The organism is Modestobacter sp. KNN46-3 (assembly GCF_011039295.1).
The window spans coordinates 37,712-60,809 of sequence record NZ_JAAKGN010000004.1 but is presented as its reverse complement, the minus strand read 5'-3'; the positions used below and the strand labels follow the sequence as shown (position 1 = coordinate 60,809).

The window sequence follows — 23,098 nt, the reverse complement described above, 5'->3', positions numbered from 1 at the left end:
CGGCCCGGCTGCCGTTGCTGGCGGAGTGGAGTGGACGCATGATCCAGATCAAGACAGCACACGAGATCGAGCTCATGCGAGCCTCCGGACTGGTCACCGCGGGGGCCCTCAAGGCCGTCCGCGCGGCCGTGCGTCCCGGGGTGACCACCGGCGAGCTCGACGCGATCGCCGAGGACCACATCCGGTCGTGCGGGGCCGTGCCCAACTTCCTCGGGTACCACGGCTTCACCGGCACCATCTGTGCGTCGATCAACGACGAGGTGGTGCACGGCATCCCGAACCCCGACCGGACGCTCGCCGAGGGCGACAACATCTCCATCGACTGTGGCGCCATCCTGCAGGGCTGGCACAGCGACTCCGCGATCACGGTCCCGGTGGGGACACCGTCCGCCGAGGACGCGGCTCTGCTGGAGGTCACCGAGCGGTCGATGTGGGCAGGGCTGGCGAAGGCTGTCGCCGGCGGCCGGCTGACCGACATCAGCCACGCGGTGGAGGAGTCGATCACCGCGCACGAGCACCCCTACGGGATCGTCGACCACTACGGCGGTCACGGCATCGGCACGGAGATGCACCAGGACCCGCACGTGCTGAACTACGGGCGTGCGGGGCGTGGGCCCAAGCTCGTCCCCGGCCTGGCACTGGCCATCGAGCCGATGGTCACCATCGGTGACCCGGCCACCGTGGAGCTGGACGACGGCTGGACCGTGGTCACCAAGGACGGCTCACGGGCCGCGCACTTCGAGCACAGCGTCGCCATCACGCCAGAGGGCCCGTGGGTCCTCACGGCCGAGGACGGCGGCGTTGCCGGCCTCGCGCCGTTCGGGGTCACGCCCCGCTCCTGACCGGCTCCCTCCGGACGCTCTCTGCGCGCGAGCAGAGGGTGCTGGGGGGCGAGAGGGGTCCGTCACCCTGGCCCGGGTTGGAGCCCTGGTGCTGTGGGGAGTACAGTGGCCGATGGCGTTCGCGCCGTCCGTCGTCGTGCTGTGGCCGTACGCCGAGGGACGCCCTCAGCGAGATCGCCCGTTCCACTGTGCCCGACACGTCGAGTGCAGCCAGCAAGGAATCCCGCACCACCGCCCTGTCGCTCCGGCATGGGCGCATGCAGATCCGATCGAACGAGGAGGCCGTGTAGGCGTGGCTAAGAAGGACGGGGCCATCGAGGTCGAGGGTCGTGTCGTCGAGCCGCTGCCCAACGCGATGTTCCGGGTCGAACTGCAGAACGGGCACCGGGTGCTCGCCCACATCAGCGGCAAGATGCGGCAGCACTACATCCGGATCCTGCCCGAGGACCGCGTCGTCGTGGAGCTCTCGCCCTACGACCTGACGCGCGGCCGCATCGTCTACCGCTACAAGTAACCCGCTGCCGGTCCGGGTCCCCACGGGGTCCGGGGGTCGGCGCACGATCTACAGGAATGAGGGCGGCACCGGTGAAGGTCCAGCCGTCGGTGAAGAAGATCTGTGACAAGTGCAAGGTGATCCGCCGGCACGGCCGGGTCATGGTCATCTGCGAGAACGCCCGGCACAAGCAGCGCCAGGGCTGAGGGAGTACCAGACAATGGCACGACTTGCTGGCGTCGACCTTCCCCGCGAGAAGCGGATGGAGATCGCGCTCACCTACATCTACGGGATCGGGCCGACCTCGGCCAAGGCGACCCTGGCCGCAACGGGCGTCAGCCCGGACCTGCGCGCCAAGGACCTGACCGACGAGGACCTGCTCAAGCTGCGCGACTACATCGACGAGCACTTCCGCGTCGAGGGTGACCTGCGCCGTGAGGTGGCCGCCGACATCCGCCGCAAGGTGGAGATCGGTTGCTACCAGGGTCTGCGGCACCGCCGCGGCCTGCCGGTGCACGGTCAGCGCACCAAGACGAACGCGCGCTCGAGCAAGGGCCCGCGCAAGACCATCGCGGGCAAGAAGAAGGCCCGCTGATCTCAGCACGTCGGCGCACCGTCGCGGGTCCGTAGGGCCGGACCGGCGGTGCGCCTGAGCACGACCGCCCCCTCGGCTAGGACCGGGTGGGCGACCAGGCCACGAACACAGACTCAGACCGGAGAGAGATGCCTCCCAGGGCTCGCGCGGCAGCTGGCACCAAGAAGGTGCGCCGCAAGGAGAAGAAGAACGTCGCCCATGGTGCGGCGCACATCAAGAGCACCTTCAACAACACGATCGTGTCGATCACCGACCCCACGGGCAACGTGATCAGCTGGGCCTCGGCCGGGCACGTCGGGTTCAAGGGCTCCCGCAAGTCCACGCCGTTCGCGGCGCAGATGGCTGCGGAGAACGCCGCACGCAAGGCGCAGGAGCACGGCATGCGCAAGGTCGACGTCTTCGTGAAGGGCCCGGGCTCCGGTCGGGAGACCGCGATCCGCTCGCTGCAGGCCACCGGCCTCGAAGTGGGTCAGATCCAGGACGTGACGCCTCAGCCGCACAACGGCTGCCGCCCCAAGAAGCGCCGCCGGGTCTGACCGGTCACTGACGAGACGAACTAGGAGTACCTGACGTGGCCCGTTACACCGGAGCCGACTGCCGTCTGTGCAGGCGCGAGAAGATGAAGCTGTTCCTCAAGGGCAGCAAGTGCGAGTCCGCGAAGTGCCCGATCGAGATCCGGCCCTACCCGCCGGGCGAGCACGGCCGCGGTCGCAGCAAGGACAGCGAGTACCTGCTCCAGCTGCGCGAGAAGCAGAAGGCCCGCCGCATCTACGGCGTGCTGGAGAAGCAGTTCCGCGGTTACTACGAAGAGGCGAACAAGAAGTCGGGCAAGACCGGTGAGGTCCTGCTGCAGATCCTCGAGTCCCGCCTCGACAACGTGGTCTACCGGGCCGGCTTCGCCGAGTCCCGTGACATGGCCCGCCAGCTGGTGCGCCACGGTCACATCAAGGTCAACGGTCGCAAGGTCGACATCCCGTCCTACCGGGTGAGCGCCAACGACATCCTCGAGGTGGCTGCGAAGTCCGCCGAGATGGTGCCGTTCCAGCTCGCCCAGGCCAAGGCCGGCTCTCGTCCCGTGCCGCCGTGGCTGGAGGTCATCTCCTCGCAGCTGAAGGTGTTGGTCCACAACATCCCGGCGCGCCAGGTGATCGACACCCCCGTCCAGGAGCAGTTGATCGTCGAGCTCTACTCGAAGTGATCGGCCGGTAGGACAGCAAGACTGCAGGACCAGCACGACGGCGGGACGGGCGGACCGATGTCCGTCCCGCCGGCACCACCCCCTCACGGCGTCATATGGCGGGTGCCGGAGGACCTGAAGGAGAACCATGCTCATCGCACAGCGTCCGACCCTCGCCGAGGAGACCATCGACGCCCAGCGCTCACGGTTCGTCATCGAGCCGCTCGAGCCGGGTTTCGGTTACACCCTCGGCAACTCGCTGCGTCGCACCCTGCTGTCCTCGATCCCCGGCGCCGCTGTCACCAGCATCCGGATCGAGGGCACTCTGCACGAGTTCACCACCGTGCCGGGGGTCAAGGAGGACGTCACCGAGATCATCCTGAACCTCAAGGGCCTCGTGGTCAGCTCCGACTCCGACGAGCCGGTGACCATGTACCTGCGCAAGCAGGGTCCTGGTGAGGTCACGGCGGCGGACATCGCCCCGCCGGCCGGCGTCGAGGTGCACAACCCCGACCTGCACATCGCCACGCTGAACGCGAAGGGCCGGCTGGAGATCGAGCTGGTCGTCGAGCGCGGTCGCGGCTACGTGCCGGCCACGCAGAACAAGCAGCCCGGCCAGGAGATCGGCCGCATCCCCGTCGACTCCATCTACTCGCCGGTGCTGAAGGTGACCTACGCGGTCGAGGCGACCCGTGTCGAGCAGCGCACCGACTTCGACCGGCTCGTGGTCGACGTCGAGACCAAGCCGTCGATGGAGCCCCGCGACGCGATCGCCAGCGCCGGTTCGACCCTGGTCGAGCTGTTCGGCCTGCTCCGCGAGCTGAACGTCGACGCGGAGGGCATCGAGGTCGGGCCCAGCCCGGCCGAGGCCGCCGACATCGCCAACTTCTCGATGCCCATCGAGGACATGGACCTCACGGTGCGGTCCTACAACTGCCTCAAGCGCGAGGGCGTGCACACCGTCGGTGAGCTCGTCACCCGCTCCGAGGCCGACCTGCTCGACATCCGCAACTTCGGCGCGAAGTCGATCGACGAGGTCAAGCTCAAGCTGGCCGCGATGGGCCTGGCGCTCAAGGACAGCCCCCCCGGGTTCGTCCCCACCTCGGTGGAGAGCTACGACGAGGGCTACGAGACCGACGCCTACCAGGGCGACGCAGCCTTCGGTGACCCCGCCACCTTCGACGAGGGCACCTACCAGGAGACCGAGCAGCTCTGACAGGCTGTTCGTGATCCGGGGCGCGGCCGGTGGGGGAGACCCTGCCGGCCGAGCCCCGCACCGAGCACTGAGCACGGCCATCCCCACGGTGGCCCAGCAGCACGCAGCACTGCGATGTGGACGACGCAGCCGGCACACGCCCCGCCCGGCCGCCTGAGGAAGGACCGACATGCCCACCCCCACCAAGGGCCCCCGTCTCGGCGGCTCCCCCGCGCACGAGCGGCTGATGCTGGCCAACATGGCCACCTCGCTGTTCGAGCACGGGCGGATCACCACCACCGAGGCCAAGGCCAAGCGGCTGCGGCCGCTGGCCGAGAAGCTGGTCACCTTCGCCAAGCGCGGTGACCTGCACGCCCGTCGGCAGGTGCTGACGACGATCCGGGACAAGGACGTCGTGCACCACCTGTTCGCCGAGATCGGCCCGCGCTTCGCCGACCGTCCCGGTGGCTACACGCGCATCGTCAAGGTCGGTCCCCGCAAGGGCGACAACGCGCCGATGGCGATCATCGAGCTGGTCGAGGGCCAGACGGTGGCGCAGCAGGCCGTCGGCGAGGCCGAGCGCGCCCGCGGCACCCGGTTCGCTGCCGGCGCCGGTGCATCCGCTGCCGCCGGTGAGGTGACCGCTGACGCCCGCGAGGTGTCGGACGGCGACCTGACCGACGATGGCGTCACCACCGGCCCCGGCGGGGACACCAGCCCTGCGGTGACCGGTGGCGAGCCGGACGAGGCCGTGGCTGCCGGCCAGGAGGTCGTCGCCGACGTCTTCAACCCGGACGGCGACCGCCAGGACGACGGCAACGTCACCCCGCAGCCGACGTCCGAGAACCTGGCCGTCGTCGACGACCCGACGCTCAGCCCCGACGTGGCCGCTGCTGCGGCGGCCGAGGTCGAGGCCGCCGAGATCAGTGACGCGGCGACCGCGGGCACCCACGCCCCCGGTGGCGAGCCGGCCACCGACCCCAAGTGAGCTGAGACCGTTCCGGCGGTCTGCTCCATGCAGGACATGCGCGCTGACGAGCCCGCCACCGATGCCGGTGGCGGGCTCGTCCGCGTCCGGTTGGGGATCTCCTACGACGGGACGGCGCTGCACGGTTGGGCCCGCCAGCCCGGTCTGCGCACCGTCCAGGGCGAGCTGGAACTGGCACTGACCACGGTGCTGCGGGTGGACGTGGACCTGACGGTCGCGGGCCGCACGGACGCCGGCGTGCACGCCACCGGGCAGGTCGCGCACGCCGACCTGCCCGGGGACCTCTTCACCGCCCACCGGGACCGGCTGTTGCGCCGCCTGCGAGGCGTCTTGTCCCCGGACATCGCCGTCACCTCGGCGGAGGCGGTCACAGCCGACTTCGACGCCCGGTTCTCCGCGCTGGCCCGGCACTACGTGTACCGCCTCACTGACGCCGACGCCGGCCCCCCGCCGCTGCGCCGGGCCGACACGGTCGGCTGGCCGCGCCGGTTGGACGTCGGTGCGATGCAGGCGGCGGCGCGCCTCCTCCTCGGACAGCAGGACTTCGCCGCCTTCTGCCGGCGACGCGAGGGGGCGACCACGATCCGGACCCTGCTCGCGCTGGACGTCCAGCGCGACGGCGACCTGGTGGAGATCCGCGCGTCCGCCGACGCCTTCTGCCACTCGATGGTCCGCAGCCTGGTCGGTGCGCTGGGCGCCGTGGGCGAGGGGCGCCGACCGGCGGAGTGGCCGTCGTCCCTGCTCTCCCGCAGTGAACGGGCCAACGACGTGCCGGTCGCGCCGGCCGGTGGCCTGACGTTGCTGCGGATCGACTACCCGAACGACGCCGGCCTCGCGGCTCGGGCAGTGGTCACCAGGGCGAAGCGCAGCTGACCGGCGCCTGTCGCGCCCGCGAGGCCGTCCGTCGTCAGGACGTCAGGGGAGGGCGGCGACGGCCTCGGTGACCGGGGTGTCGCCGGAGAGCAGCTCGACCACGGCGCCGTCCTTCGGGTCGTCGAGCAGGGCCAGCAGCACGGCGGCGACGTCGTCACGGGGGACCTCGCCGCGGTCCGTAGTGTGCTCGAGCCGGACGCGTCCGGTGCCGGGGTCGTCGGTGAGGCTCCCCGGGCGGATGACCATGGGGGACAGGCCCTCGCGGGACAGCACGTGCTCCTCGGCTGCCAGCTTGGCCCGCAGGTAGGCGACGAACACCTCGTCCATGTCCTCGGGGGCGCCGTCCCCGGCCACCATCTCGACGCCGATCGACGAGACCAGCAGGTAGGGGCGGACGCCGGCCGCGACGGCTGCCTCGGCCAGCAGCACGGCGGCGCCGCGGTCGACGGAGTCCTTGCGCTCGATGCCGCTGTCCGGGCCACCGCCGGCGGCGAAGACCACGGCATCGGCGCCGGAGACGACGGCGGCGAGCTCCTCCACCGAGGCCTGCTCCAGGTCCAGCACCACCGGCTGGACCCCGTCGGACTCCAGGTCGGCCTGGTGGTCGGGGTTGCGGACGATGCCGACGGCGGTGTCCCCCCGCTGGCTCAGCAACCGGCCGAGGCGGCGGGCGATCTTCCCGTGGGCTCCTGCTGTGACGACGCGCATGGTGCGGCCCTACCCGCCGTGTGTGGTCCCCACGCAGGTCGGCCGCGTGGGGAACGGCTCACTCCCGGCCGGGCGCGGCCCGGGCGCGGGCGAGGTCGGCGGGGGTGTCGCAGTCGGTCCACGGCGCCGGCCGGCCGGGCAGCGCGGCCGGCCGATGGCGGCTGACGGACAGTCCGGAGAGCACGGTGCCCAGTGGCGTGTGCGGGCGGGGGTCACGGACGGCGGCGCGGAGTGCCGCGGTCCGCCAGACGCCCAGGAGGAGCTGGTCGCGGCCGGTGTCGTCGACGACCAGCACGCCGTCGTCGACGAGTCGCCGGCGTAGTGCGGTCACCAGGTCCCGGGTGAGGAAGGGCAGGTCGGCGGCGAGGACGGCGACCACCTCGGCGTCGCCGACCGCGGCGAGCCCGGCGGCGAGCGCCGGGACCGGCCCCCCGCCCGGAGGCACCTCCCGGACGAGCACGACGCCCTCGGGGACGGGCTGCGGGGGCCCGACGACGACGATCGGATCGGCGTCCCGGGCGGCGTCCACGACGGTGGCGAGCATCGTGCGCCCGCCGACGTCGAGCTGCGGCTTGGGCTGCCCGCCGAGCCGGGCTGCCCGGCCGCCGGCCAGCACGACGGCCGCGAAGCGCGGGAGCGGGGTCATGCCCGGAACGGTAGGGCGCGACCGGTGAGTACCGTCAGCCGCGTGGGACGAGTCACCAGCCGCACTCCGGTGCTGCGCATCCGCGGCGCCGTGCACACCCGACGGCCCGACACGGTCGCCTCCGAGGAGCCCCTGGAGATCCGGCTCGGCGGCACGCCGCTGGCGGTGACGATGCGGACCCCGGGCGACGACTTCGACCTGGTGCACGGCTTCCTGACCACCGAGGGCGTGATCGCCTCGGCGGCCGACATCGCCGGGCTGCGGTACTGCAACTCCGTGGACGACGAGGGCCGCAACACCTACAACGTCGTGGACGTCGACCTGGCGCCCGGCGTGCAGGCCCCGGACACCGCGCTGGACCGGAACTTCTATACGACCAGTTCCTGCGGTGTCTGCGGCAAGGCCAGCATCGACGCCATCCGCACGAAGACCGCCTACGACGTGGCCGCCGACGACACCCGCCTCACCCTGGCGACCCTGCTGGCGCTGCCGGACCGGCTGCGCGCCGCCCAGCAGGTGTTCGACAAGACCGGCGGGCTGCACGCGGCCGGGTTGTTCTCCGCCGGCGGTGAGCTGGTGGCGCTGCGGGAGGACGTCGGCCGGCACAACGCCGTGGACAAGGTGGTCGGCGACGCGGTGCGGGAGGGCCGGGTGCCGCTGGCCGGGCACGTGCTGATGGTCAGCGGCCGGTCGTCCTTCGAGCTGACCCAGAAGGCGGCGATGGCTGCCGTGCCGGTGCTGGCCGCGGTGTCGGCGCCCAGCTCGCTGGCGGTGGAGCTGGCCCAGGAGGTGGGCATCACCCTGATCGGCTTCCTCCGCGGTGACGGCTGCAACGTCTACACCCACCCCGAACGCCTCGTCCTGCCCGACTAGGCACACAGAGCCGGGCACGGACGCAGTAGGGACGGACTGGGCCGGGCATGAGCACCGACCAGCCGGGCACGAACAGAGCCGGGCACGAGTACGGACCCCCGTCCGGAGGACGGTCCGTGAGCGCAGCGCGGGGCCGGAGGCTCCCGCTGCGATCGCGGGAAGCGGCTCAGTTCAGCTGGGGGACGGCTGCTGGCCGCGCTGCGGCGCGGCAGCGTCGCCAGGAGCATGGTCGCCACCGCGGAGCTGGCTGACCACGTGCGGCAGCAGCGGGCCCAGCACGGCGAGACCGTCCCGGACGCCACCGGTCGAGCCGGGCAGGTTGACGATCAGGGTGCGTCCGGCGGTGCCGGCGACGCCGCGGGACAGCACCGAGGTGGGCACCTTGCCCTCCCCGTACCGGCGCACCGCCTCGGCGATGCCGGGGGCCTCCCGCTCGAGCACCGCGCGGGTGGCCTCCGGCGTGACGTCGGTCGGTGAGAGCCCGGTGCCGCCGGTGGTCAGGACGACGTCGGCCCCGCCCGCCACGGCCTCCCGCAGCACCTCGGTCAGCGCCGCGACGTCGTCCGGGCGCACGTGCGGACCCTCGACGGTGAAGCCGAGCCCCCGCAGCCCCTTGGCGAGCGTCTGGCCGGAGCGGTCCTCGTAGACCCCGGCCGAGGCGCGGTTGGAGGCGGTGAGCACGACGGCCCGGGCGTCGGCCGGCAGGTCGGCGCTCATCGGGTCCAGTCGCCCTTCTTGCCACCGGACTTGGCGAGCAGTCGGACGTCGGTGATGCAGGCGCGCGGGTCGACGGCCTTCACCATGTCGATGACGGTGAGCCCGGCGACGGCGACGGAGGTGAGCGCCTCCATCTCCACGCCGGTGCGGTCGGCGGTGCGGGCGGTGGCGGTGATCTCCACGGCGTCGTCGGTGACGTCGAGGTCGACCGTCACGCCGTGCAGTGCGATGGGGTGGCACAGCGGGATCAGGTCGGGGGTGCGCTTGGCCCCGGCGATCCCGGCGATCCGGGCCACCGCGATGGCGTCGCCCTTGGGCACGCCCGTGCCGCGCAGCAGCGCGACCACCTCGGGGCTGACCAGCACCCGGCCGGCGGCGGTGGCGACCCGTGCGGTGACCGGCTTGGCGGTCACGTCGACCATCCGTGCCGCGCCGGACTCGTCGACGTGGGTGAGTCGTGCCGGGCCCTCGGGTGAGGTGGTCACTGGAGTGCTCCTTCGATCAGGACGACGGTGACCTGGGCGCCCGCGGGCAGGTCGGTGACGTCCTCGGGGACGACGACGAGGCAGTTGGCGCGGGCGAGGTGGGCGACCAGGTGCGAGCCGGGCCCGCCGACCTGGTCGACGACCTCCCCGTCGAACCGCCCGCGCAGGAACTGCCGGCGGCCGGCGGGGGAGCGCAGCGGGGCGGTGAGCCGGGCGGTGGTGCGCAGCCGGTCGGGGGAGGCGTGGCCGAGCGCCCGGCGCAGGGCGGGGCGGACGAACACCTCGAAGGAGACGAAGGAGCTCACCGGGTTGCCGGGCAGCGTGATGACCGGGACGCCGTCGACGGTGCCGGCACCCTGCGGACCTCCCGGCTGCATGGCGACCTTGCCGAACTCGACCGTCCCCAGCCCGGCGAAGGCGTCCTTGACGACCTCGTACGCACCGGCGCTGACCCCGCCGCTGGTGACCAGCAGGTCGGCGTCCGGCAGCTCGGCGCGGACGGTGGCGAGGAACTGCTCGACGTCGTCGGGCACGAAGTGCAGCGTGCGCGCCTCGCCACCGGCCTCGGTGACGGCGGCGGCCAGCAGCACCGAGTTGGACTCGTAGATCTGGCCCGGTCGCAGCGGGCGGCCGGGTTCGACCAGCTCGCTGCCGGTGGAGAGCACCAGCACCCGGGGACGGCGCCGCACCGGCACGGTGTCGTACCCGACCGCGGCCGCGAGCCCCAGCTGCGCCGCGCCGAGCGCGGTGCCGGCGGGCATGGCCAGCTCGCCGGCCCGGATGTCCTCACCGGCGTGCCGCAGATGGGTGCCGGCCGAGGGGGCGGAGGTGATGGTGACGACGTCGGTGCCGGCGTCGGTGCGCTCGACCGGGACGATCACGTTCGCACCGTCGGGCACCGGGGCGCCGGTCATGATGCGGTGCACCGTGCCTGGCAGCAGCGGTGGCACGTCGGTGCGCCCGGCCGGCAGGTCGGCGGCGACGGGCAGCCGGACGGGGGCCTCCGCGGTGGCCGCCCCTACCTCGGCGTGCCGTGCGGCGTAGCCGTCCATGGCGGAGTTGTCGAAGCCCGGCAGGGCCACCCGCGCGGTCAGGTCGCGGGCGAGCACCCGTCCGGCGGCCGCGGCGAGCGGGACGTCCTCGACCGGCAGCGGGGCGAGCAGCCCGGCGACCGCTGCCTGGTGTTCCTCGACCGTGCGCACGGCCCCATCCTCACCGATGCCGCTCCAGCGGGTGGCGGCGCGGGCCGGGACCGTGCCGGGACCGGTCGTGCACAGCCGGTGATCGCACGACGCAGGGTGGGCAGGCAGGCTGGGACGGTCACCGACGCCGCCCGGCAGGCAGGCCGGGGCCGGCGCGGCACCACGTGCACGACGAGGAGGAAGCGTGCCAGTTCCGGAGGGTCCCGCGGTCGTCGTCGGCCAGGTGGGTCGCGACCTCGTCCTGGAGGTGGACCGGTTGCCGCGCGGTGGACGGAGCGCCGACGTCCGCCGCCGCCGGGAGCTGCTGGGTGGGAAGGGAGCGAACCAGGCCGTCGCGATGGCGCAGCTGGGCTGGCCGGTCGCCCTGGTCGGGGTGCTCGGCGACGACCCGCCCGGCGACCTGGTCCTGGCCCAGGCGGTCAGCGACGGTCTGTCGGTCTCCGGGGTGGTCCGCCGCCGGGGCGCCGAGACCGCTCTGCTGGTCGACCTGGTGGAGGCCGGTGGCACGCGGCGGCTGCTGGAGGACGTCCCGGAGCCGACGCTGCTGACCGCGGCCGACGTCGATGCGGCTGCCCGGTCGTTCGCGCGGGCGTCCGCCGTCGTGCTCCAGCTGCAGCAGCCGGGGGCCGCCGTCCGCGCCGCCCTGGCGCGGGCCCCGCGGGGCGCGTTGACGGTCGCCGACGGCGCCCCGCCGGACCCGGAGACCCGGGAGGCGCTGCTGGGCCGGGTGCGGGTCCTGCGGGCCGACCTGGTCGAGGCCGGGCTGTGGGTGGACGGCGAGCTGGACGGGCTGGGTGACGTGCGCGCCGCAGCCCGCCAGCTGTGCGCAGCAGGCCCCAGGGTGGTCTGCCTGTCGGCCGGGGAGGACGGCGACCTCACGGTGTGGCGGGAGCCCGGCGGCCGGGTGCGCGAGGAGCTGGTGCCGCTGCTCGGCCAGGACCCGGTCGACCCGACGGGCGCCGGTGACAGCGTGGTGGCGGCGTTCGCCGTCGCGCTGTTGCGTGGCGCCGACCCGGGGGCAGCCGCCTGGCAGGCGGGAGCCGCGGCGGCCCTGACCGTGGGCAGGCTCGGCGGCCGACCCGCGCTGGACCCCGAGGAGGTGACGCGCCTCGCCGTGGAGTCCCGGGAGCGCGGCGGTGCGGGCCGCTGACGCGCCGCGCTAGCGTTGCCGGGACGTGGAGGCGGACGAGAGGTGGCGCAGGGTGACCGAGATCGACCGGATGCTGGCGGCGAACGAGGCCTGGCTGGATGAGTTCCCCGGCGATCTCCCGGTCGCGCCGGCCCGCGAGGTCGCCGTCGTCGCCTGCATGGACTCCCGCATGCCGCTGTTCGGCATGCTGGGCCTCGACGTCGGTGACGCGCACGTCATCCGCAACGCCGGTGGCGTGGTCACCGAGGACACCCTCCGGTCGCTGGCCATCTCCCAGCACGTGCTCGGCACCCGTGCGGTCGTGCTCGTGCACCACACCGACTGCGGGCTCAACAAGGCCACCGACCAGGAGGTCGCCGACCTGGTGGAGCGGACCACCGGCCACCGGCCGCCCTGGGTGGCGCGCACCTTCACCGACGTGGACGCCGACGTCCGGGAGTCGATCCGGCTCATCCGGGAGACGCCCTACCTGCTCAGCACCGAGGTGCGGGGCACGGTCTACGACGTCGCGAGCGGCCGGCTCCGCGAGGTGGAAGACCCTGCTGCTCCCCACCTCTCGGAGGCTCGCGGCGGGTCCCTGCAGCAGGGCCAGGAGCAGGGTTCGTAACTGGCGCTGGTATCGTCCTCCGTTGGTGCGTGATGCCGGTTGGTGCACACGTGTCCGGGGCGCCGATGTCATCGGGTCCGCCCAAGTCTCCCGTCCTCGGTGAGGCGATCCCACCAGCCACCCGCCCGACGACGACAGGACGAGTGAGCCTCGTGCGCACGTACAGCCCCAAGCCCGGTGACATCACCCGGGCCTGGCACGTCATCGACGCCACCGACGTGGTGCTCGGTCGACTCGCCAGCCAGACCGCGATCCTCCTCCGCGGCAAGCACAAGCCCCAGTTCGCGCCGCACGTCGACGCCGGCGACTTCGTCGTCATCGTCAACGCGGGCAAGGTGGCCCTGACCGGCTCCAAGCGCGACACCAAGGTCGCCTACCGCCACTCCGGCTACCCGGGTGGACTGCGGACGATCAACGTCGGCGACGAGCTGAAGACCCGTCCCGACCGCGTCATCGAGCGCGCCGTCAAGGGGATGCTGCCGCACAACACGCTGGGCCGGCAGATGCTCTCCAAGCTCAAGGTCTACGCCGGGCCCGAGCACCCGCACGCCGCCCAGCAGCCCCAGACCTACGAGATCAAGCAGGTGGCCCAGTGACCAGCGCACTGACCGTGACCGACGCCGACGGGCGTCCCATCCAGACCGTCGGCCGCCGCAAGGAGGCCATCGTCCGGGTGCGTCTGCTCCCCGGCACCGGTGAGTTCAAGCTCAACGGCCGCACCATCGAGCAGTACTTCCCCAACAAGGTGCACCAGCAGCTCATCCGTGAGCCGTTCGTGATCCTGGAGAAGAACGAGCAGTACGACGTCGTCGGCATCCTGCACGGCGGCGGCGTCAGCGGCCAGGCCGGTGCGCTGCGCCTGGCGATCGCCCGCGCGCTCATCGAGATCGAGCCCGAGGACCGTCCGGCCCTCAAGAAGGCCGGCTTCCTCACCCGTGACCCGCGGGTCACCGAGCGCAAGAAGTACGGCCTGAAGAAGGCCCGCAAGGCGCCTCAGTACTCGAAGCGCTGACGGTACGTCCGTGGGTCGGCTCTTCGGGACCGACGGTGTCCGCGGCCGGGCCAACGCCGAGCTGACGCCGGAACTGGCGCTCTCGGTGGCCCGTGCCGCGGCCAGCGTGCTCGCCGACCGCGACGGGACCTCGCGTCCCGTCGCGGTCGTCGGCCGTGACCCCCGCGCCAGCGGGGAGATGCTCGAGGCCGCGGTCGTCGCCGGCCTGGCGAGCGCCGGTGCCGAGGTGCTGCGCGTGGGCGTCCTGCCGACCCCGGCGATCGCGCACCTGACCGGCCGCACCGACGCCGACCTGGGCGTGATGCTCTCAGCCAGCCACAACCCGATGCCCGACAACGGCATCAAGCTGTTCAGTCGCGGTGGCCACAAGCTGCCCGACGCCGTCGAGGCCGCCATCGAGCGGCGGGTCATGGGCACCGACGACGGCGACCCCCGCGGCGACCACCGCCCGACCGGTGGGGGCATCGGCCGCGTCCGCGACCTGGCCGGCGCCGCGGAGGACTACACCACCCACGTGCTCTCCGCGTTGCGCGAGCCCCTGCGTGACCTGCGCGTCGTCGTCGACTGCGCCCACGGGGCCGCCTACCGCTGTGCGCCGGAGATCTACCGCCGGGCCGGTGCGCAGGTGCACGTCATCGGCGGCGAGCCCGACGGCTGGAACATCAACGACGGCATCGGCTCCACCCACCTGGGGCCACTGATCGACGCCGTCGCGAAGCACGGTGCCGACATCGGCATCGCCCACGACGGTGACGCCGACCGCTGTCTGGCGGTGACCGCGCAGGGCGACGTCGTCGACGGCGACGCGATCCTGGCCATCTGCGCGCTGGCGCTGCACGAGAGCGGCAACCTGACCGACCAGACGGTCGTCGCCACGGTGATGAGCAACCTCGGCTTCCACCACACCATGCGTGCGGCCGGCATCTCCGTGCAGACGACGGCCGTGGGTGACCGCTACGTCCTGGAGGCGCTGCGCTCGCGGGGGCTCTCCCTCGGCGGCGAGCAGAGCGGCCACCTGGTCTTCCTGGACTGGGCGACCACCGGCGACGGGCTGCTCACCGGGCTGGCCCTGATGTCCCGGATGAGCGCCACCGGTGCCTCCCTGGCCGAGCTGGCCTCGGTGGTGCAGCGGTTGCCGCAGACTCTGGTCAACGTCCCCGTGACCGACCGGCTCGCGGTGGCGGAGAGCGACGAGGTCGCACGGGCGGTCAATGCCGTCGAGGCCGAGCTCGGCAGTTCCGGGCGGGTGCTGCTGCGGCCCTCGGGCACCGAGCAGTTGGTGCGCGTGATGGTGGAGGCGCCGACCCAGGAACAGGCCGACACCGTCGCTGCGCGGCTCGCGGAGGTCGTGGCCGCCACACGCTGACCCGTCGTCGGCGGCCGGGGGAGCGGGTGTCCCCCGCAGGTGGGACCGGGGCCCGCGGTGTCCGATCGGGCTGGACGAGTGTCCGGTGGGACGGCTGGGGCTCGGCTTCCGCGGCGCGGCAGCGAAGTGGGAGCGAGCCGGTACGCTCGGTCAAATGTGCGGCATCGTGGGGTACGTCGGCCCGCAGGACTCCCTGGAGATCGTCCTGGAGGGCCTGCGCCGACTCGAGTACCGAGGCTATGACTCTGCCGGGGTGGCGGTGCTGGCCGATGGCCGGCTGACCACTGCCAAGAAGGCGGGCAAGGTCGCCAACCTGGAGAAGGAGCTGGCCGAGGAGGCGCTGCCCGCCTCGACCATCGGCATCGGCCACACGCGCTGGGCCACGCACGGCGGCCCCACCGACCGCAACGCGCACCCGCACGTCTCCGCCGACGGCACCGTCGCGGTGATCCACAACGGCATCATCGAGAACTTCGCGCCGCTGCGCGCCGAGTGCGAGGCCACCGGGATCGAGTTCTCGTCCGAGACCGACACCGAGGTCGTCGCCCACCTCCTCGCTGCCGTCTACCGGGAGACGCCGGAGGGCCCTGACCGGTTCGCCGAGGCCATGCGCCAGGTGAGCCGGCGCCTGGAGGGTGCGTTCACCCTGGTCGCCACCCACGTCGCGGAGCCCGACCGGCTGGTCGCCTCGCGACGCAACAGCCCGCTGGTGGTCGGTGTGGGCGACGGGGAGTACTTCTTCGGCTCCGACGTCGCGGCGTTCATCGGGCACACCCGTGTGGCGCTGGACGTGGAGGAGGACCAGGTCGTGCTCCTGGACCGCGAGCACGGGGTCACGGTGACCGACTTCGCCGGCACCGTGGTCGAGCCGGCGACCCGCACCGTCGACTGGGACGCCGCGGCCGCGGAGAAGGGCGGCTACGACTGGTTCATGCTCAAGGAGATCGCCGAGCAGCCCGAGGCAGTGGCCAACACCCTGCTGGGCCGGCTCGGCGAGACCGGTGAGCTGGTGCTCGACGAGGTCCGGCTCTCCGACCAGGAACTGCGCGACGTCGACAAGGTCTTCGTCGTCGCCTGCGGGACGGCGTACCACGCCGGGCTGATCGCCAAGTACGCGATCGAGCACTGGACCCGCGTCCCGGTCGAGGTCGAGCTGGCCAGCGAGTTCCGCTACCGCGACCCGGTGCTGGACCGGAGCACGCTGGTCGTGGTCATCAGCCAGTCCGGCGAGACGATGGACACCCTCATGGCGCTGCGGCACGCCCGGCAGCAGAAGGCCAAGGTCCTGGCGATCTGCAACGCCAACGGGGCGACCATCCCGCGGGAGTCCGACGCCGTCCTGTACACCCACGCCGGGCCGGAGGTCGCCGTCGCCTCGACCAAGGGCTTCCTGACGCAGGTCGTGGCCTGCTACCTGGTGGGGCTCTTCCTGGCCCAGGTGCGCGGGGTCAAGTACGCCGACGAGGTCTCCGCCATCGTCGAGGACCTGCGGGCGCTGCCGGCGCAGGTGACCGAGGTGCTGGCCTCGATGGAGCCGGTCCGGGAGCTCGCGCGTGACCTGGCCACCGCGAACACGATCCTGTTCCTCGGTCGTCACGTCGGCTACCCGGTGGCCCTCGAGGGGGCGCTCAAGCTCAAGGAGCTCGCCTACATCCACGCCGAGGGCTTCGCCGCCGGCGAGCTGAAGCACGGGTCGATCGCGCTGATCGACCAGGGCACCCCGGTCGTGATCGTCGTCCCGTCGCCGCTGAGCCGGGGGTCGGTGCACGGCAAGGTGGTGAGCAACATCCAGGAGGTCCGCGCCCGGGGCGCCCGCACCATCGTGATCGCCGAGGAGGGCGACGACGACGTGCTGCCCTACGCCGACCACCTCATCCGGGTGCCGCGTACCCCGACCCTGCTCGCGCCGGTGGTGACGACCGTGCCGCTGCAGGTGCTGTCCTGCGAGATCGCCGCCACCCGCGGCCTGGACGTGGACCAGCCGCGCAACCTCGCCAAGAGCGTCACCGTCGAGTAGCAGCACCCGATCCGGCGCCCAGCGCCGATCAGGTGACCTGATCACCGGCTGTCCCCCCGCACCAGCGTCGGTGCGGGGGGACAGTCGTCGGTGGGGGTGGACGGCGGCGCGGGCACACTGTCCGGGTGATCATCGGGATCGGTGTCGACGTCTGCCCGGTCGAGCGGTTCGCCGCCTCGCTGGCCCGCACCCCTGGGCTGCGTGACCGGCTGTTCACGCCGGCCGAGCAGCGCACCCCGGCGGGCGGTGAGCGCGGCAGCGAGTCCTTGGCGGCCCGCTTCGCCGCCAAGGAGGCGCTGGCCAAGGCGCTGGGCGCCCCGGGGGACCTGCGCTGGCACGACGCCGAGGTGGTCGTCGGGGAGCGGGGGCGTCCGCACCTGGAGGTCCGCGGCACGGTGGCCCGGCGCGCCGCGGAGCTGGGCGTCACCTCCTGGCACGTGTCGCTGAGCCACGACGGGGGCATCGCCTCCGCCATGGTGATCGCCGAGGGGACTGCCACGTGATCGGGCTGCACACCGCTGCGCAGGTCCGGGCTGCGGAGCAGTCCGTCCTGGCGGGGCTCCCGGCGGGGGCGCTCATGCAACGGGCCGCGACCGGGTTGGCGACCGTCTGCCTGGGGTTGGTGGGCCGGGCGCACGGCGTCCGGGTGGTGCTGCTGGTCGGCTCCGGTGACAACGGCGGCGACGCGCTGTTCGCCGGTGCCCTGCTGGCGCAGCGTGGCGCGAGGGTCACTGCCGTCCTGCTCACCCCGGACCGGGCGCACGCCGGAGGACTGGCCGCGTTCCGTCGCGCCGGTGGCCGGGTGGCCGAGGCGGCCGATGCGGGACTGCACCGGGCCGACCTGGTCCTCGACGGGATCGTCGGCCTCGGCAGCACCGGCGGACTGCGAGAACCGGCCGCCGCGCTGGTCCGGGAGGCGACCGCCGGGCCGGGGCTGCTGGTCGCGGTCGACCTGCCCAGCGGCGTCGTCGCCGACACCGGCGAGGTCCCCGGGGCGGCCTTCCCCGCTCAGCACACGGTCACCTTCGGTGCCGTCAAGCCGGGGCTGGTGGTGGGCGCCGGTCGCCGGCAGGCCGGCACGGTGCACCTGGTCGACATCGGGCTCGGCCCCGCCCTCGCCGAACCGGCGGCCCAGCAGCTGACCGACGCCGACGTCGTCCCGCACCTGGACGCCCCCGCCCCCGACGACGACAAGTACTCCCGCGGCGTGGTCGGCGTCCTGGCCGGTTCGGCGACCTACCCCGGCGCCGGGGTGCTGTGCACCGGTGCGGCGGTGCGGACCCGGCCGGGCCTGGTCCGGTACGCCGGCACGGCCGCGGAGGGCGTCCGTGCCGCCTGGCCGGAGGTCATCGTCACCGCCGGCCGCCCGGGGGACGCCGGACGGGTGCAGGCCTGGGTGGTCGGCCCGGGGATGGGCACCGACGACGACGCCGCCAGCGTGCTCGCCGAGGTGCTGGCCACCGACCTGCCGGTGGTGGTCGACGCCGACGGGCTGACACTGGTCTCCCAGCGACCGGAGCTGGTGGCGGACCGCACGGCACCCACCGTGCTGACGCCGCACGACCGCGAGTTCGCCCGCCTCTTCGGTGAGGTCGGCACCGACCGGCTGACCGCTGCGCGCCGGGGGGCGGCGGAGCTGGGCTGCACGGTGCTGCTCAAGGGCGACGCGACCGTCGTCGCCGACGCCGCCGGCACGACCTTCGTCAACGGCACCGGCACCCCGTGGCTGGCGACCGCCGGCACCGGGGACGTGCTCGCCGGCATCCTGGGGGCGGTGCTGGCGACCGGGCTGCCGGCCGCGGAGGCCGCGGCCGTCGCGGCCCACGTGCACGGCCGGGCCGGTCAGCTGGCCGCCGAGGAGGGCCCGCTGATCGCCGGTGACCTGGTCCGCCGGCTGCCCGAGACGCTGGCCCGGCTGCGCGCCGGTGCGGGCTGACCGCGGCGGCCTGGGACAGTGGGCAGCGTGACGCAGGTGCAGCAGGTGCTGGGCAGCCGGGCCGAGGTGGTCGTCGACCTCGACGCGATCGCGGCGAACACCGCCGCGCTGCGCGCGCGGGCCGGCCGGCCGCTGATGGCGGTGGTCAAGGCCGACGGCTACGGGCACGGGCTGGTGCCCGCTGCCCGGGCGGCGCTCGCCGGCGGGGCCGATGCCCTCGGGGTGACGGTGCTGGAGGAGGCGCTTGCACTGCGCGCCGCCGGGGTCACCGCACCCCTGCTGTCCTGGCAGCACGCGCCGGGGGAGGACTACGCCGCGGGGCTGGCCGCCGACGTCGAGCTGTCGGTCAACGCGGAGTGGGCGCTGGCCGAGGTGGTCGACGCCGCCCGGGCCACCGGCCGCTCTGCCCGGGTGCAACTGTTCGCCGACACCGGCCTGTCCCGGGAGGGCGCCACACCCGAGGCCTGGCCAGGGCTGGTGGCCGCGGCGGCGCGTGCCCAGGCCGACGGCGACGTCGTCGTCACCGGGTTGTGGAGCCACCTCGCCTACGCCGACGCCCCCACCCACCCGACCATCGCCCGGCAGGTGCAGGTCTTCGAGGAGGCGGTGGCGCTGGCCCGGCGGGCCGGGCTGACCGACGCCCGCCGGCACCTGGCCAACTCGGCGGCCACCATCGCCCTGCCCGAGACCTGGTACGACATGGTCCGGCCCGGGGTCGCGCTGTACGGCCTGGACCCGCTGGGCGGCGACCCGGGGCAGTACGGGCTCCGCCCGGCGATGACGGTCCAGGCCCAGGTGGCGCTGACCAAGCGGGTGCCGGCCGGGACCGGGGTGTCCTACGGCCACACCTACTCCCCGGCGGGCGAGACGACGCTGGCCCTGGTGCCGGTCGGCTACGCCGACGGGGTGCCCCGCGCCGCCGGCAACCGGGCACCGGTGCTCGCCGCGGGGGCGCAGCGGACCATCGCGGGCCGGGTCTGCATGGACCAGTTCGTCCTCGACGTGGGCGACGACCTGATCGCGCCCGGTGACGCGGTGGTGCTGTGGGGCTCGGGGGCGGACGGCGAGCCGACCGCCCAGCAGTGGGCCGACGCGGTCGACACCATCCACTACGAGCTCGTCACCCGGGTGGGCGGCCGCTTCTCCCGCCGCTACGTCGGCACCGCGGGAATCGCCTGATGGCGCAGCACGGCCACCTCCGCCTGGGCCGCACGGCCGGTCTGGTCGGCGCCGCAGTCGGCCTGGCCGCGGCCGGCACGGCGGTCGGGGTCGCGGTCACCCGGACGGCGACGGCCCGGGTGCGGGCCGGCCAGCTGGCCGGTCAGCGCGGGGAGGACGGCCGCCCCGTCGAGGACGTGCCGGTGAACCAGCTGCGCCGGGAGGACCCGCTGGGCTCCGGCCGCCGTGCCGCCGACCGCACGGTGGTGGTGCAGGCCGACGACGGGGTGGCGCTCACGGTCGAAGAGGTCGGCCCGACCGATGCGCCGCTGACCGTCGTCTTCGTGCACGGCTACGCGCTGTCCATGGCCTCCTGGACGTTCCAGCGCAGGGACCTCGGCGAGCAGCTGGCCACCGCCAACGGCCACCGGCCCACCGCGCGCCTGGTCTTCTACGACCAGCGGGGGCACGGCGCCTCCGGCCGCGGTGCCGCCGAGCGTTCGACCATCGACCAGCTGGCCGCGGACCTGGAGTCGGTGCTCACCGCGCGGGTGCCCCGCGGGCCGGTGGTGCTGGTCGGCCACTCGATGGGCGGGATGACGGTGCTCGCCCTGGCCCAGCGCCGGCCGGAGCTGTTCGGGACCCGGGTCGCCGGGGTGGCGCTGGTGTCCACCTCCAGCGGCAACCTCGGCGACCTGGACTTCGGGCTGCCCGCGCTGCTGACCCGGGTCCGCGCCACGGTGCTGCCGGTCGCGGTCTGGACCATGCGCCGCAGACCCGGGCTCGCCGAGGTGACCCGGCGACTGGCCAAGAACGTCGTGTCGGCGGTCACCTGGTCGATGTCGTTCTCCTCCACCGGCGTCGACCCGGCACTGGGGCGTTACGTGGACGCGATGATCGCCGGGACCCCGGTCGACGTGGTCGCCGAGTTCTACCCGGCGATCGCCGGGCTGGACGTCAGCGGCGCGATCGAGCCGTTGTGCCGGGTGCCGACCGTGGTGCTCACCGGCGACGCGGACAAGCTGATCCCCAAGGCGCACAGCGAGCGGATCCGGACGCGGCTCGAGGAGTCGGGGGAGGGCGCCGTCGAGTACGTCGCCGTCCCGGACGCCGGGCACCTGGTGCCGCTGGAGCACCCGGGACAGGTGACCGACGTGCTGGCCAGCCTGATCCGCCGGGTCGCCGCCGGGCAACGCCCCGCCGGCTGACCCCCGGCCGGGCCCCGGTCGTAGGGTGCTGGCGTGGCTGCTCCCCGACCCGACGCGGCCGCCGCCGAGGTGGCGGCGACCGCCGCGGCCGCGCCGGACTGGTCCTCGCTCGCCGAGGTCGCCCGCTCCTGCGTCGCGTGCCCCGAGCTGGCCGCCACCCGGCAGCACGTCGTCGTCGGGGACGTGCCGGTGACGGGTCGGCCGCGGCTGGTGGTCGTGGGGGAGGCGCCGGGCGCCACCGAGGACGAGACCGGCCGGCCGTTCGTGGGCAGGAGCGGCGCGCTGCTGGACCTGTTGCTCGACGAGGCCGGGCTGCCCCGGGCGGAGGTGGCCGTGCTCAACATCGTGAAGTGCCGCCCGCCGGGCAACCGCACCCCGAAGGCCCCCGAGGTCGCCCGGTGCAGCGGCTGGCTGCGCCGCCAGCTCGACCTGCTCGGCGCCGACGTCGTGGTCGCCCTCGGGCTCTCCTCGGCCAAGTGGTTCCTCGGGCCACGCACCGTGCTCGGCCAGGTGCGTGGCCGGGCGCACGACGTCGACGGGCGCGCCGTGTGGGTCACCTACCACCCGTCGGCCGCGATCCGGTTCGGCCCGAACGGTGCCCCGCGAGCCGCGCTCGCCGCCGACCTGCGCGCCGTGGCGGGCTCGCTGTGAGGCGCGCGCACGAGCTGCCCACCGTCGCCGACACCCAGGCCTTCGGCCGCGAGCTGGCCGGGTTGCTCCGGGCCGGTGACCTCGTCGTGCTGGCCGGGCCGCTGGGTGCGGGCAAGACCGCGCTCACCCAGGGGATCGGTGCCGGCCTCGGTGTCCCCGGCCCGGTGACCTCACCGACGTTCGTGCTGGCCCGGGTGCACCGCGGCGGACGGGTCCCGCTGGTGCACGTCGACGCCTACCGGCTGGCCGGCATGGCCGACGTCGACGACCTGGACCTGGACGCCACCACCGACGAGGCGGTCACCGTCGTCGAGTGGGGCCACGGCCTGGTCGAGCAGTTGGCCGACGAGCACCTGGTGGTCGAGCTCGACCGGCGGGACGACGACGTCCGCACCGTCCGGCTGGTGCCCGTCGGCCCGGGCTGGGAGCAGCGGCTCACCGACGCCTGAGCCTCAGCCGGCCCGCTCGACGATCGGGCGCAGGAGCGCCGCCAGGTCGGCCGGCGCGGCCAGGAACGGCGAGTGGCCGGTGTCCAGCCGGAGCACGGTGCCGGCGCGGGAGGACATCGCCTCCTGGGCGGCCACCGGGATGGCCTGGTCCTGCTCGCAGACGACGTAGGTGCTCGGCAGTTCCGTCCAGGCGGCGCGGCTCAGCGGTTGGGTGAGCGCGGCCGTGGACTGCAGCTGCAGTTCGGCCACCGCCTGCCGGGTGAGCTCCGGGGAGACGCCGTTGTAGAACACCGTCTCCGGCGCGGTGGCCCGCACGTGCGTCGGGTGCAGCTCCTGCCAGGACGGGACCTGTCCGCCCAGGCTGCTCACCAGCGAGTCGCCCACGTCGAGCTGGAAGGCGCACAGGTAGACCAGGTGCGCCACGCCCAGCTCGGCGGTGGCCGCCTCGCTGATCGGGATCCCGCCGTAGGAGTGCCCCACCAGGACGACGGGGCCCTCGACCTCGGCGAGCGCGTCCCGGACGGCGGCGGCGTCGGCGGTGAGGTCGCCGAGCGACTGCGGGTCGGTGCCGGAGCTGGGCAGCGCGACACGGACGACGTCGACGCCGGGCAGGTGGTCGACCAGCGGCTGCCAGCACCACGGGGTGTGCCAGGCGCCGTGGACCAGGATCAGGGTGGCGGGCATGCGGGTTCCTCGTCGTCGGGGGGAGGTGGGCCCGCGCAGTCGATCAACAGCCTGCCTCGGGCGCAA

General features: G+C 73.9%; 27 protein-coding genes and 1 pseudogene. 22 read left to right on the top strand and 6 right to left on the bottom strand.

Annotation, left to right across the window (positions count from 1 at the left end; all coding sequences use genetic code 11):
• Window positions 1-38: 38 nt before the first annotated feature.
• The 9 genes and pseudogenes from map (at window position 39) to truA (ending at window position 6,163) form a co-directional block, all read left to right on the top strand.
• The gene (gene map, locus G5C62_RS02615; protein WP_036334360.1) at window positions 39-842 is read left to right on the top strand and encodes a type I methionyl aminopeptidase; all 804 of its coding nucleotides are present in this window, start codon (window positions 39-41) and stop codon (window positions 840-842) included.
• 292 nt (window positions 843-1,134) lie between these two features.
• Window positions 1,135-1,356: a translation initiation factor IF-1 gene (infA, locus tag G5C62_RS02610; protein WP_012950459.1), complete on the top strand. Its 222-nt coding sequence runs from the start codon at window positions 1,135-1,137 to the stop codon at window positions 1,354-1,356.
• Window positions 1,357-1,427: 71 nt separating this feature from the next.
• Complete coding sequence (rpmJ, locus tag G5C62_RS02605) at window positions 1,428-1,541, top strand: 50S ribosomal protein L36 (protein ID WP_014742835.1); 114 nt, start codon at window positions 1,428-1,430, stop codon at window positions 1,539-1,541.
• A gap of 14 nt (window positions 1,542-1,555) precedes the next feature.
• Window positions 1,556-1,930, top strand: coding sequence for a 30S ribosomal protein S13 (gene rpsM / locus G5C62_RS02600; RefSeq protein WP_036334299.1), 375 nt, complete (start codon window positions 1,556-1,558; stop codon window positions 1,928-1,930).
• Between the two features lie 128 nt (window positions 1,931-2,058).
• Entirely contained in the window at window positions 2,059-2,466 is a 408-nt protein-coding gene (gene rpsK / locus G5C62_RS02595) for a 30S ribosomal protein S11 (RefSeq protein WP_026844840.1), read from the top strand.
• A gap of 35 nt (window positions 2,467-2,501) precedes the next feature.
• Window positions 2,502-3,128, top strand: a complete 627-nt coding sequence (gene rpsD / locus G5C62_RS02590) for a 30S ribosomal protein S4 (protein WP_036334300.1) — start codon at window positions 2,502-2,504, stop codon at window positions 3,126-3,128.
• A gap of 127 nt (window positions 3,129-3,255) precedes the next feature.
• Entirely contained in the window at window positions 3,256-4,323 is a 1,068-nt protein-coding gene (locus tag G5C62_RS02585) for a DNA-directed RNA polymerase subunit alpha (protein ID WP_036334302.1), read from the top strand.
• Window positions 4,324-4,492: 169 nt separating this feature from the next.
• Window positions 4,493-4,840, top strand: a pseudogene (rplQ, locus tag G5C62_RS27760) (50S ribosomal protein L17); the annotation flags it as partial.
• Window positions 4,841-5,326: 486 nt separating this feature from the next.
• Window positions 5,327-6,163 carry a tRNA pseudouridine(38-40) synthase TruA gene (truA, locus tag G5C62_RS02575; RefSeq protein WP_206330438.1) on the top strand — a complete coding sequence of 279 codons (837 nt, stop codon included), beginning with the start codon at window positions 5,327-5,329 and terminating at the stop codon, window positions 6,161-6,163.
• 42 nt (window positions 6,164-6,205) lie between these two features.
• On the opposite strand, the gene G5C62_RS02570 is transcribed toward truA, so the two are convergent.
• Both G5C62_RS02570 and G5C62_RS02565 read right to left on the bottom strand, forming a co-directional pair.
• Complete coding sequence (locus tag G5C62_RS02570) at window positions 6,206-6,871, bottom strand: NAD(P)H-binding protein (protein ID WP_164699899.1); 666 nt, start codon at window positions 6,869-6,871, stop codon at window positions 6,206-6,208.
• A 58-nt stretch (window positions 6,872-6,929) separates the two neighbouring features.
• Window positions 6,930-7,517, bottom strand: coding sequence for a molybdenum cofactor guanylyltransferase (locus tag G5C62_RS02565; protein WP_164699898.1), 588 nt, complete (start codon window positions 7,515-7,517; stop codon window positions 6,930-6,932).
• Window positions 7,518-7,559: 42 nt separating this feature from the next.
• Here G5C62_RS02565 and fdhD point away from each other — a divergent pair, with 42 nt between their 5' ends.
• Window positions 7,560-8,390: a formate dehydrogenase accessory sulfurtransferase FdhD gene (gene fdhD, locus G5C62_RS02560; RefSeq protein ID WP_164699897.1), complete on the top strand. Its 831-nt coding sequence runs from the start codon at window positions 7,560-7,562 to the stop codon at window positions 8,388-8,390.
• 171 nt (window positions 8,391-8,561) lie between these two features.
• Here fdhD and G5C62_RS02555 read toward each other — a convergent pair whose 3' ends face one another.
• The 3 genes from G5C62_RS02555 to glp are packed head-to-tail and all read right to left on the bottom strand — an operon-like array spanning window position 8,562 to window position 10,794.
• Window positions 8,562-9,107 (bottom strand): molybdenum cofactor biosynthesis protein B, encoded by a 546-nt coding sequence (locus G5C62_RS02555; protein ID WP_164699896.1) that lies wholly within the window; start codon window positions 9,105-9,107, stop codon window positions 8,562-8,564.
• Window positions 9,104-9,592: a cyclic pyranopterin monophosphate synthase MoaC gene (gene moaC, locus G5C62_RS02550; RefSeq protein ID WP_036334311.1), complete on the bottom strand. Its 489-nt coding sequence runs from the start codon at window positions 9,590-9,592 to the stop codon at window positions 9,104-9,106. The genes G5C62_RS02555 and moaC overlap by 4 nt, the downstream gene beginning before the upstream one ends.
• The gene (gene glp, locus G5C62_RS02545) at window positions 9,589-10,794 is read right to left on the bottom strand and encodes a gephyrin-like molybdotransferase Glp (protein ID WP_164699895.1); all 1,206 of its coding nucleotides are present in this window, start codon (window positions 10,792-10,794) and stop codon (window positions 9,589-9,591) included. The genes moaC and glp overlap by 4 nt, the downstream gene beginning before the upstream one ends.
• A gap of 184 nt (window positions 10,795-10,978) precedes the next feature.
• Between glp and G5C62_RS02540 the strand changes: the two genes are divergently transcribed.
• From G5C62_RS02540 to tsaE, 12 genes are all read left to right on the top strand, one after another.
• Window positions 10,979-11,944, top strand: coding sequence for a PfkB family carbohydrate kinase (locus G5C62_RS02540; protein ID WP_164699894.1), 966 nt, complete (start codon window positions 10,979-10,981; stop codon window positions 11,942-11,944).
• 52 nt (window positions 11,945-11,996) lie between these two features.
• Entirely contained in the window at window positions 11,997-12,551 is a 555-nt protein-coding gene (locus G5C62_RS02535; protein ID WP_277424750.1) for a carbonic anhydrase, read from the top strand.
• A gap of 152 nt (window positions 12,552-12,703) precedes the next feature.
• Window positions 12,704-13,147, top strand: coding sequence for a 50S ribosomal protein L13 (rplM, locus tag G5C62_RS02530; RefSeq protein ID WP_036334364.1), 444 nt, complete (start codon window positions 12,704-12,706; stop codon window positions 13,145-13,147).
• A complete protein-coding gene (gene rpsI, locus G5C62_RS02525) occupies window positions 13,144-13,563 on the top strand; it encodes a 30S ribosomal protein S9 (protein ID WP_164699893.1) in 420 nt (139 codons plus the stop codon). The genes rplM and rpsI overlap by 4 nt, the downstream gene beginning before the upstream one ends.
• Before the next feature lie 10 nt (window positions 13,564-13,573).
• Window positions 13,574-14,929, top strand: a complete 1,356-nt coding sequence (gene glmM, locus G5C62_RS02520; protein WP_036334317.1) for a phosphoglucosamine mutase — start codon at window positions 13,574-13,576, stop codon at window positions 14,927-14,929.
• A gap of 154 nt (window positions 14,930-15,083) precedes the next feature.
• Window positions 15,084-16,946, top strand: coding sequence for a glutamine--fructose-6-phosphate transaminase (isomerizing) (gene glmS / locus G5C62_RS02515; protein ID WP_164699892.1), 1,863 nt, complete (start codon window positions 15,084-15,086; stop codon window positions 16,944-16,946).
• Window positions 16,947-17,071: 125 nt separating this feature from the next.
• On the top strand, window positions 17,072-17,449 hold the full coding sequence (locus tag G5C62_RS02510; RefSeq protein ID WP_164699891.1) for a holo-ACP synthase: 378 nt from the start codon (window positions 17,072-17,074) through the stop codon (window positions 17,447-17,449).
• Window positions 17,446-18,882 (top strand): NAD(P)H-hydrate dehydratase, encoded by a 1,437-nt coding sequence (locus G5C62_RS02505; RefSeq protein WP_164699890.1) that lies wholly within the window; start codon window positions 17,446-17,448, stop codon window positions 18,880-18,882. The genes G5C62_RS02510 and G5C62_RS02505 overlap by 4 nt, the downstream gene beginning before the upstream one ends.
• Before the next feature lie 27 nt (window positions 18,883-18,909).
• Window positions 18,910-20,061: an alanine racemase gene (gene alr / locus G5C62_RS02500; RefSeq protein WP_206330437.1), complete on the top strand. Its 1,152-nt coding sequence runs from the start codon at window positions 18,910-18,912 to the stop codon at window positions 20,059-20,061.
• Window positions 20,061-21,248: an alpha/beta fold hydrolase gene (locus G5C62_RS02495; RefSeq protein ID WP_164699889.1), complete on the top strand. Its 1,188-nt coding sequence runs from the start codon at window positions 20,061-20,063 to the stop codon at window positions 21,246-21,248. The genes alr and G5C62_RS02495 overlap by 1 nt, the downstream gene beginning before the upstream one ends.
• Window positions 21,249-21,281: 33 nt before the next feature.
• Entirely contained in the window at window positions 21,282-21,899 is a 618-nt protein-coding gene (locus G5C62_RS02490; protein WP_036334323.1) for a uracil-DNA glycosylase, read from the top strand.
• The gene (gene tsaE / locus G5C62_RS02485) at window positions 21,896-22,348 is read left to right on the top strand and encodes a tRNA (adenosine(37)-N6)-threonylcarbamoyltransferase complex ATPase subunit type 1 TsaE (RefSeq protein ID WP_036334325.1); all 453 of its coding nucleotides are present in this window, start codon (window positions 21,896-21,898) and stop codon (window positions 22,346-22,348) included. Before G5C62_RS02490 ends, tsaE begins: the two co-directional genes overlap by 4 nt.
• Window positions 22,349-22,351: 3 nt before the next feature.
• On the opposite strand, the gene G5C62_RS02480 is transcribed toward tsaE, so the two are convergent.
• Window positions 22,352-23,032 (bottom strand): alpha/beta hydrolase, encoded by a 681-nt coding sequence (locus tag G5C62_RS02480; RefSeq protein ID WP_164699888.1) that lies wholly within the window; start codon window positions 23,030-23,032, stop codon window positions 22,352-22,354.
• Window positions 23,033-23,098 lie beyond the last annotated feature (66 nt).

Bases quoted from the DNA above. Each gene is read 5' to 3' on its own strand.
- map (WP_036334360.1), top strand. From the start codon at position 39: ATGATCCAGATCAAGACAGCACACGAGATCGAGCTCATGCGAGCCTCC.
- rpsM (WP_036334299.1), top strand. From the start codon at position 1,556: ATGGCACGACTTGCTGGCGTCGACCTTCCCCGCGAGAAGCGGATGGAG.
- rpsK (WP_026844840.1), top strand. From the start codon at position 2,059: ATGCCTCCCAGGGCTCGCGCGGCAGCTGGCACCAAGAAGGTGCGCCGC.
- G5C62_RS02585 (WP_036334302.1), top strand. From the start codon at position 3,256: ATGCTCATCGCACAGCGTCCGACCCTCGCCGAGGAGACCATCGACGCC.
- truA (WP_206330438.1), top strand. From the start codon at position 5,327: ATGCGCGCTGACGAGCCCGCCACCGATGCCGGTGGCGGGCTCGTCCGC.
- G5C62_RS02570 (WP_164699899.1), bottom strand. From the start codon at position 6,871: ATGCGCGTCGTCACAGCAGGAGCCCACGGGAAGATCGCCCGCCGCCTC.
- G5C62_RS02565 (WP_164699898.1), bottom strand. From the start codon at position 7,517: ATGACCCCGCTCCCGCGCTTCGCGGCCGTCGTGCTGGCCGGCGGCCGG.
- G5C62_RS02555 (WP_164699896.1), bottom strand. From the start codon at position 9,107: ATGAGCGCCGACCTGCCGGCCGACGCCCGGGCCGTCGTGCTCACCGCC.
- glmS (WP_164699892.1), top strand. From the start codon at position 15,084: ATGTGCGGCATCGTGGGGTACGTCGGCCCGCAGGACTCCCTGGAGATC.
- G5C62_RS02495 (WP_164699889.1), top strand. From the start codon at position 20,061: ATGGCGCAGCACGGCCACCTCCGCCTGGGCCGCACGGCCGGTCTGGTC.
- G5C62_RS02480 (WP_164699888.1), bottom strand. From the start codon at position 23,032: ATGCCCGCCACCCTGATCCTGGTCCACGGCGCCTGGCACACCCCGTGG.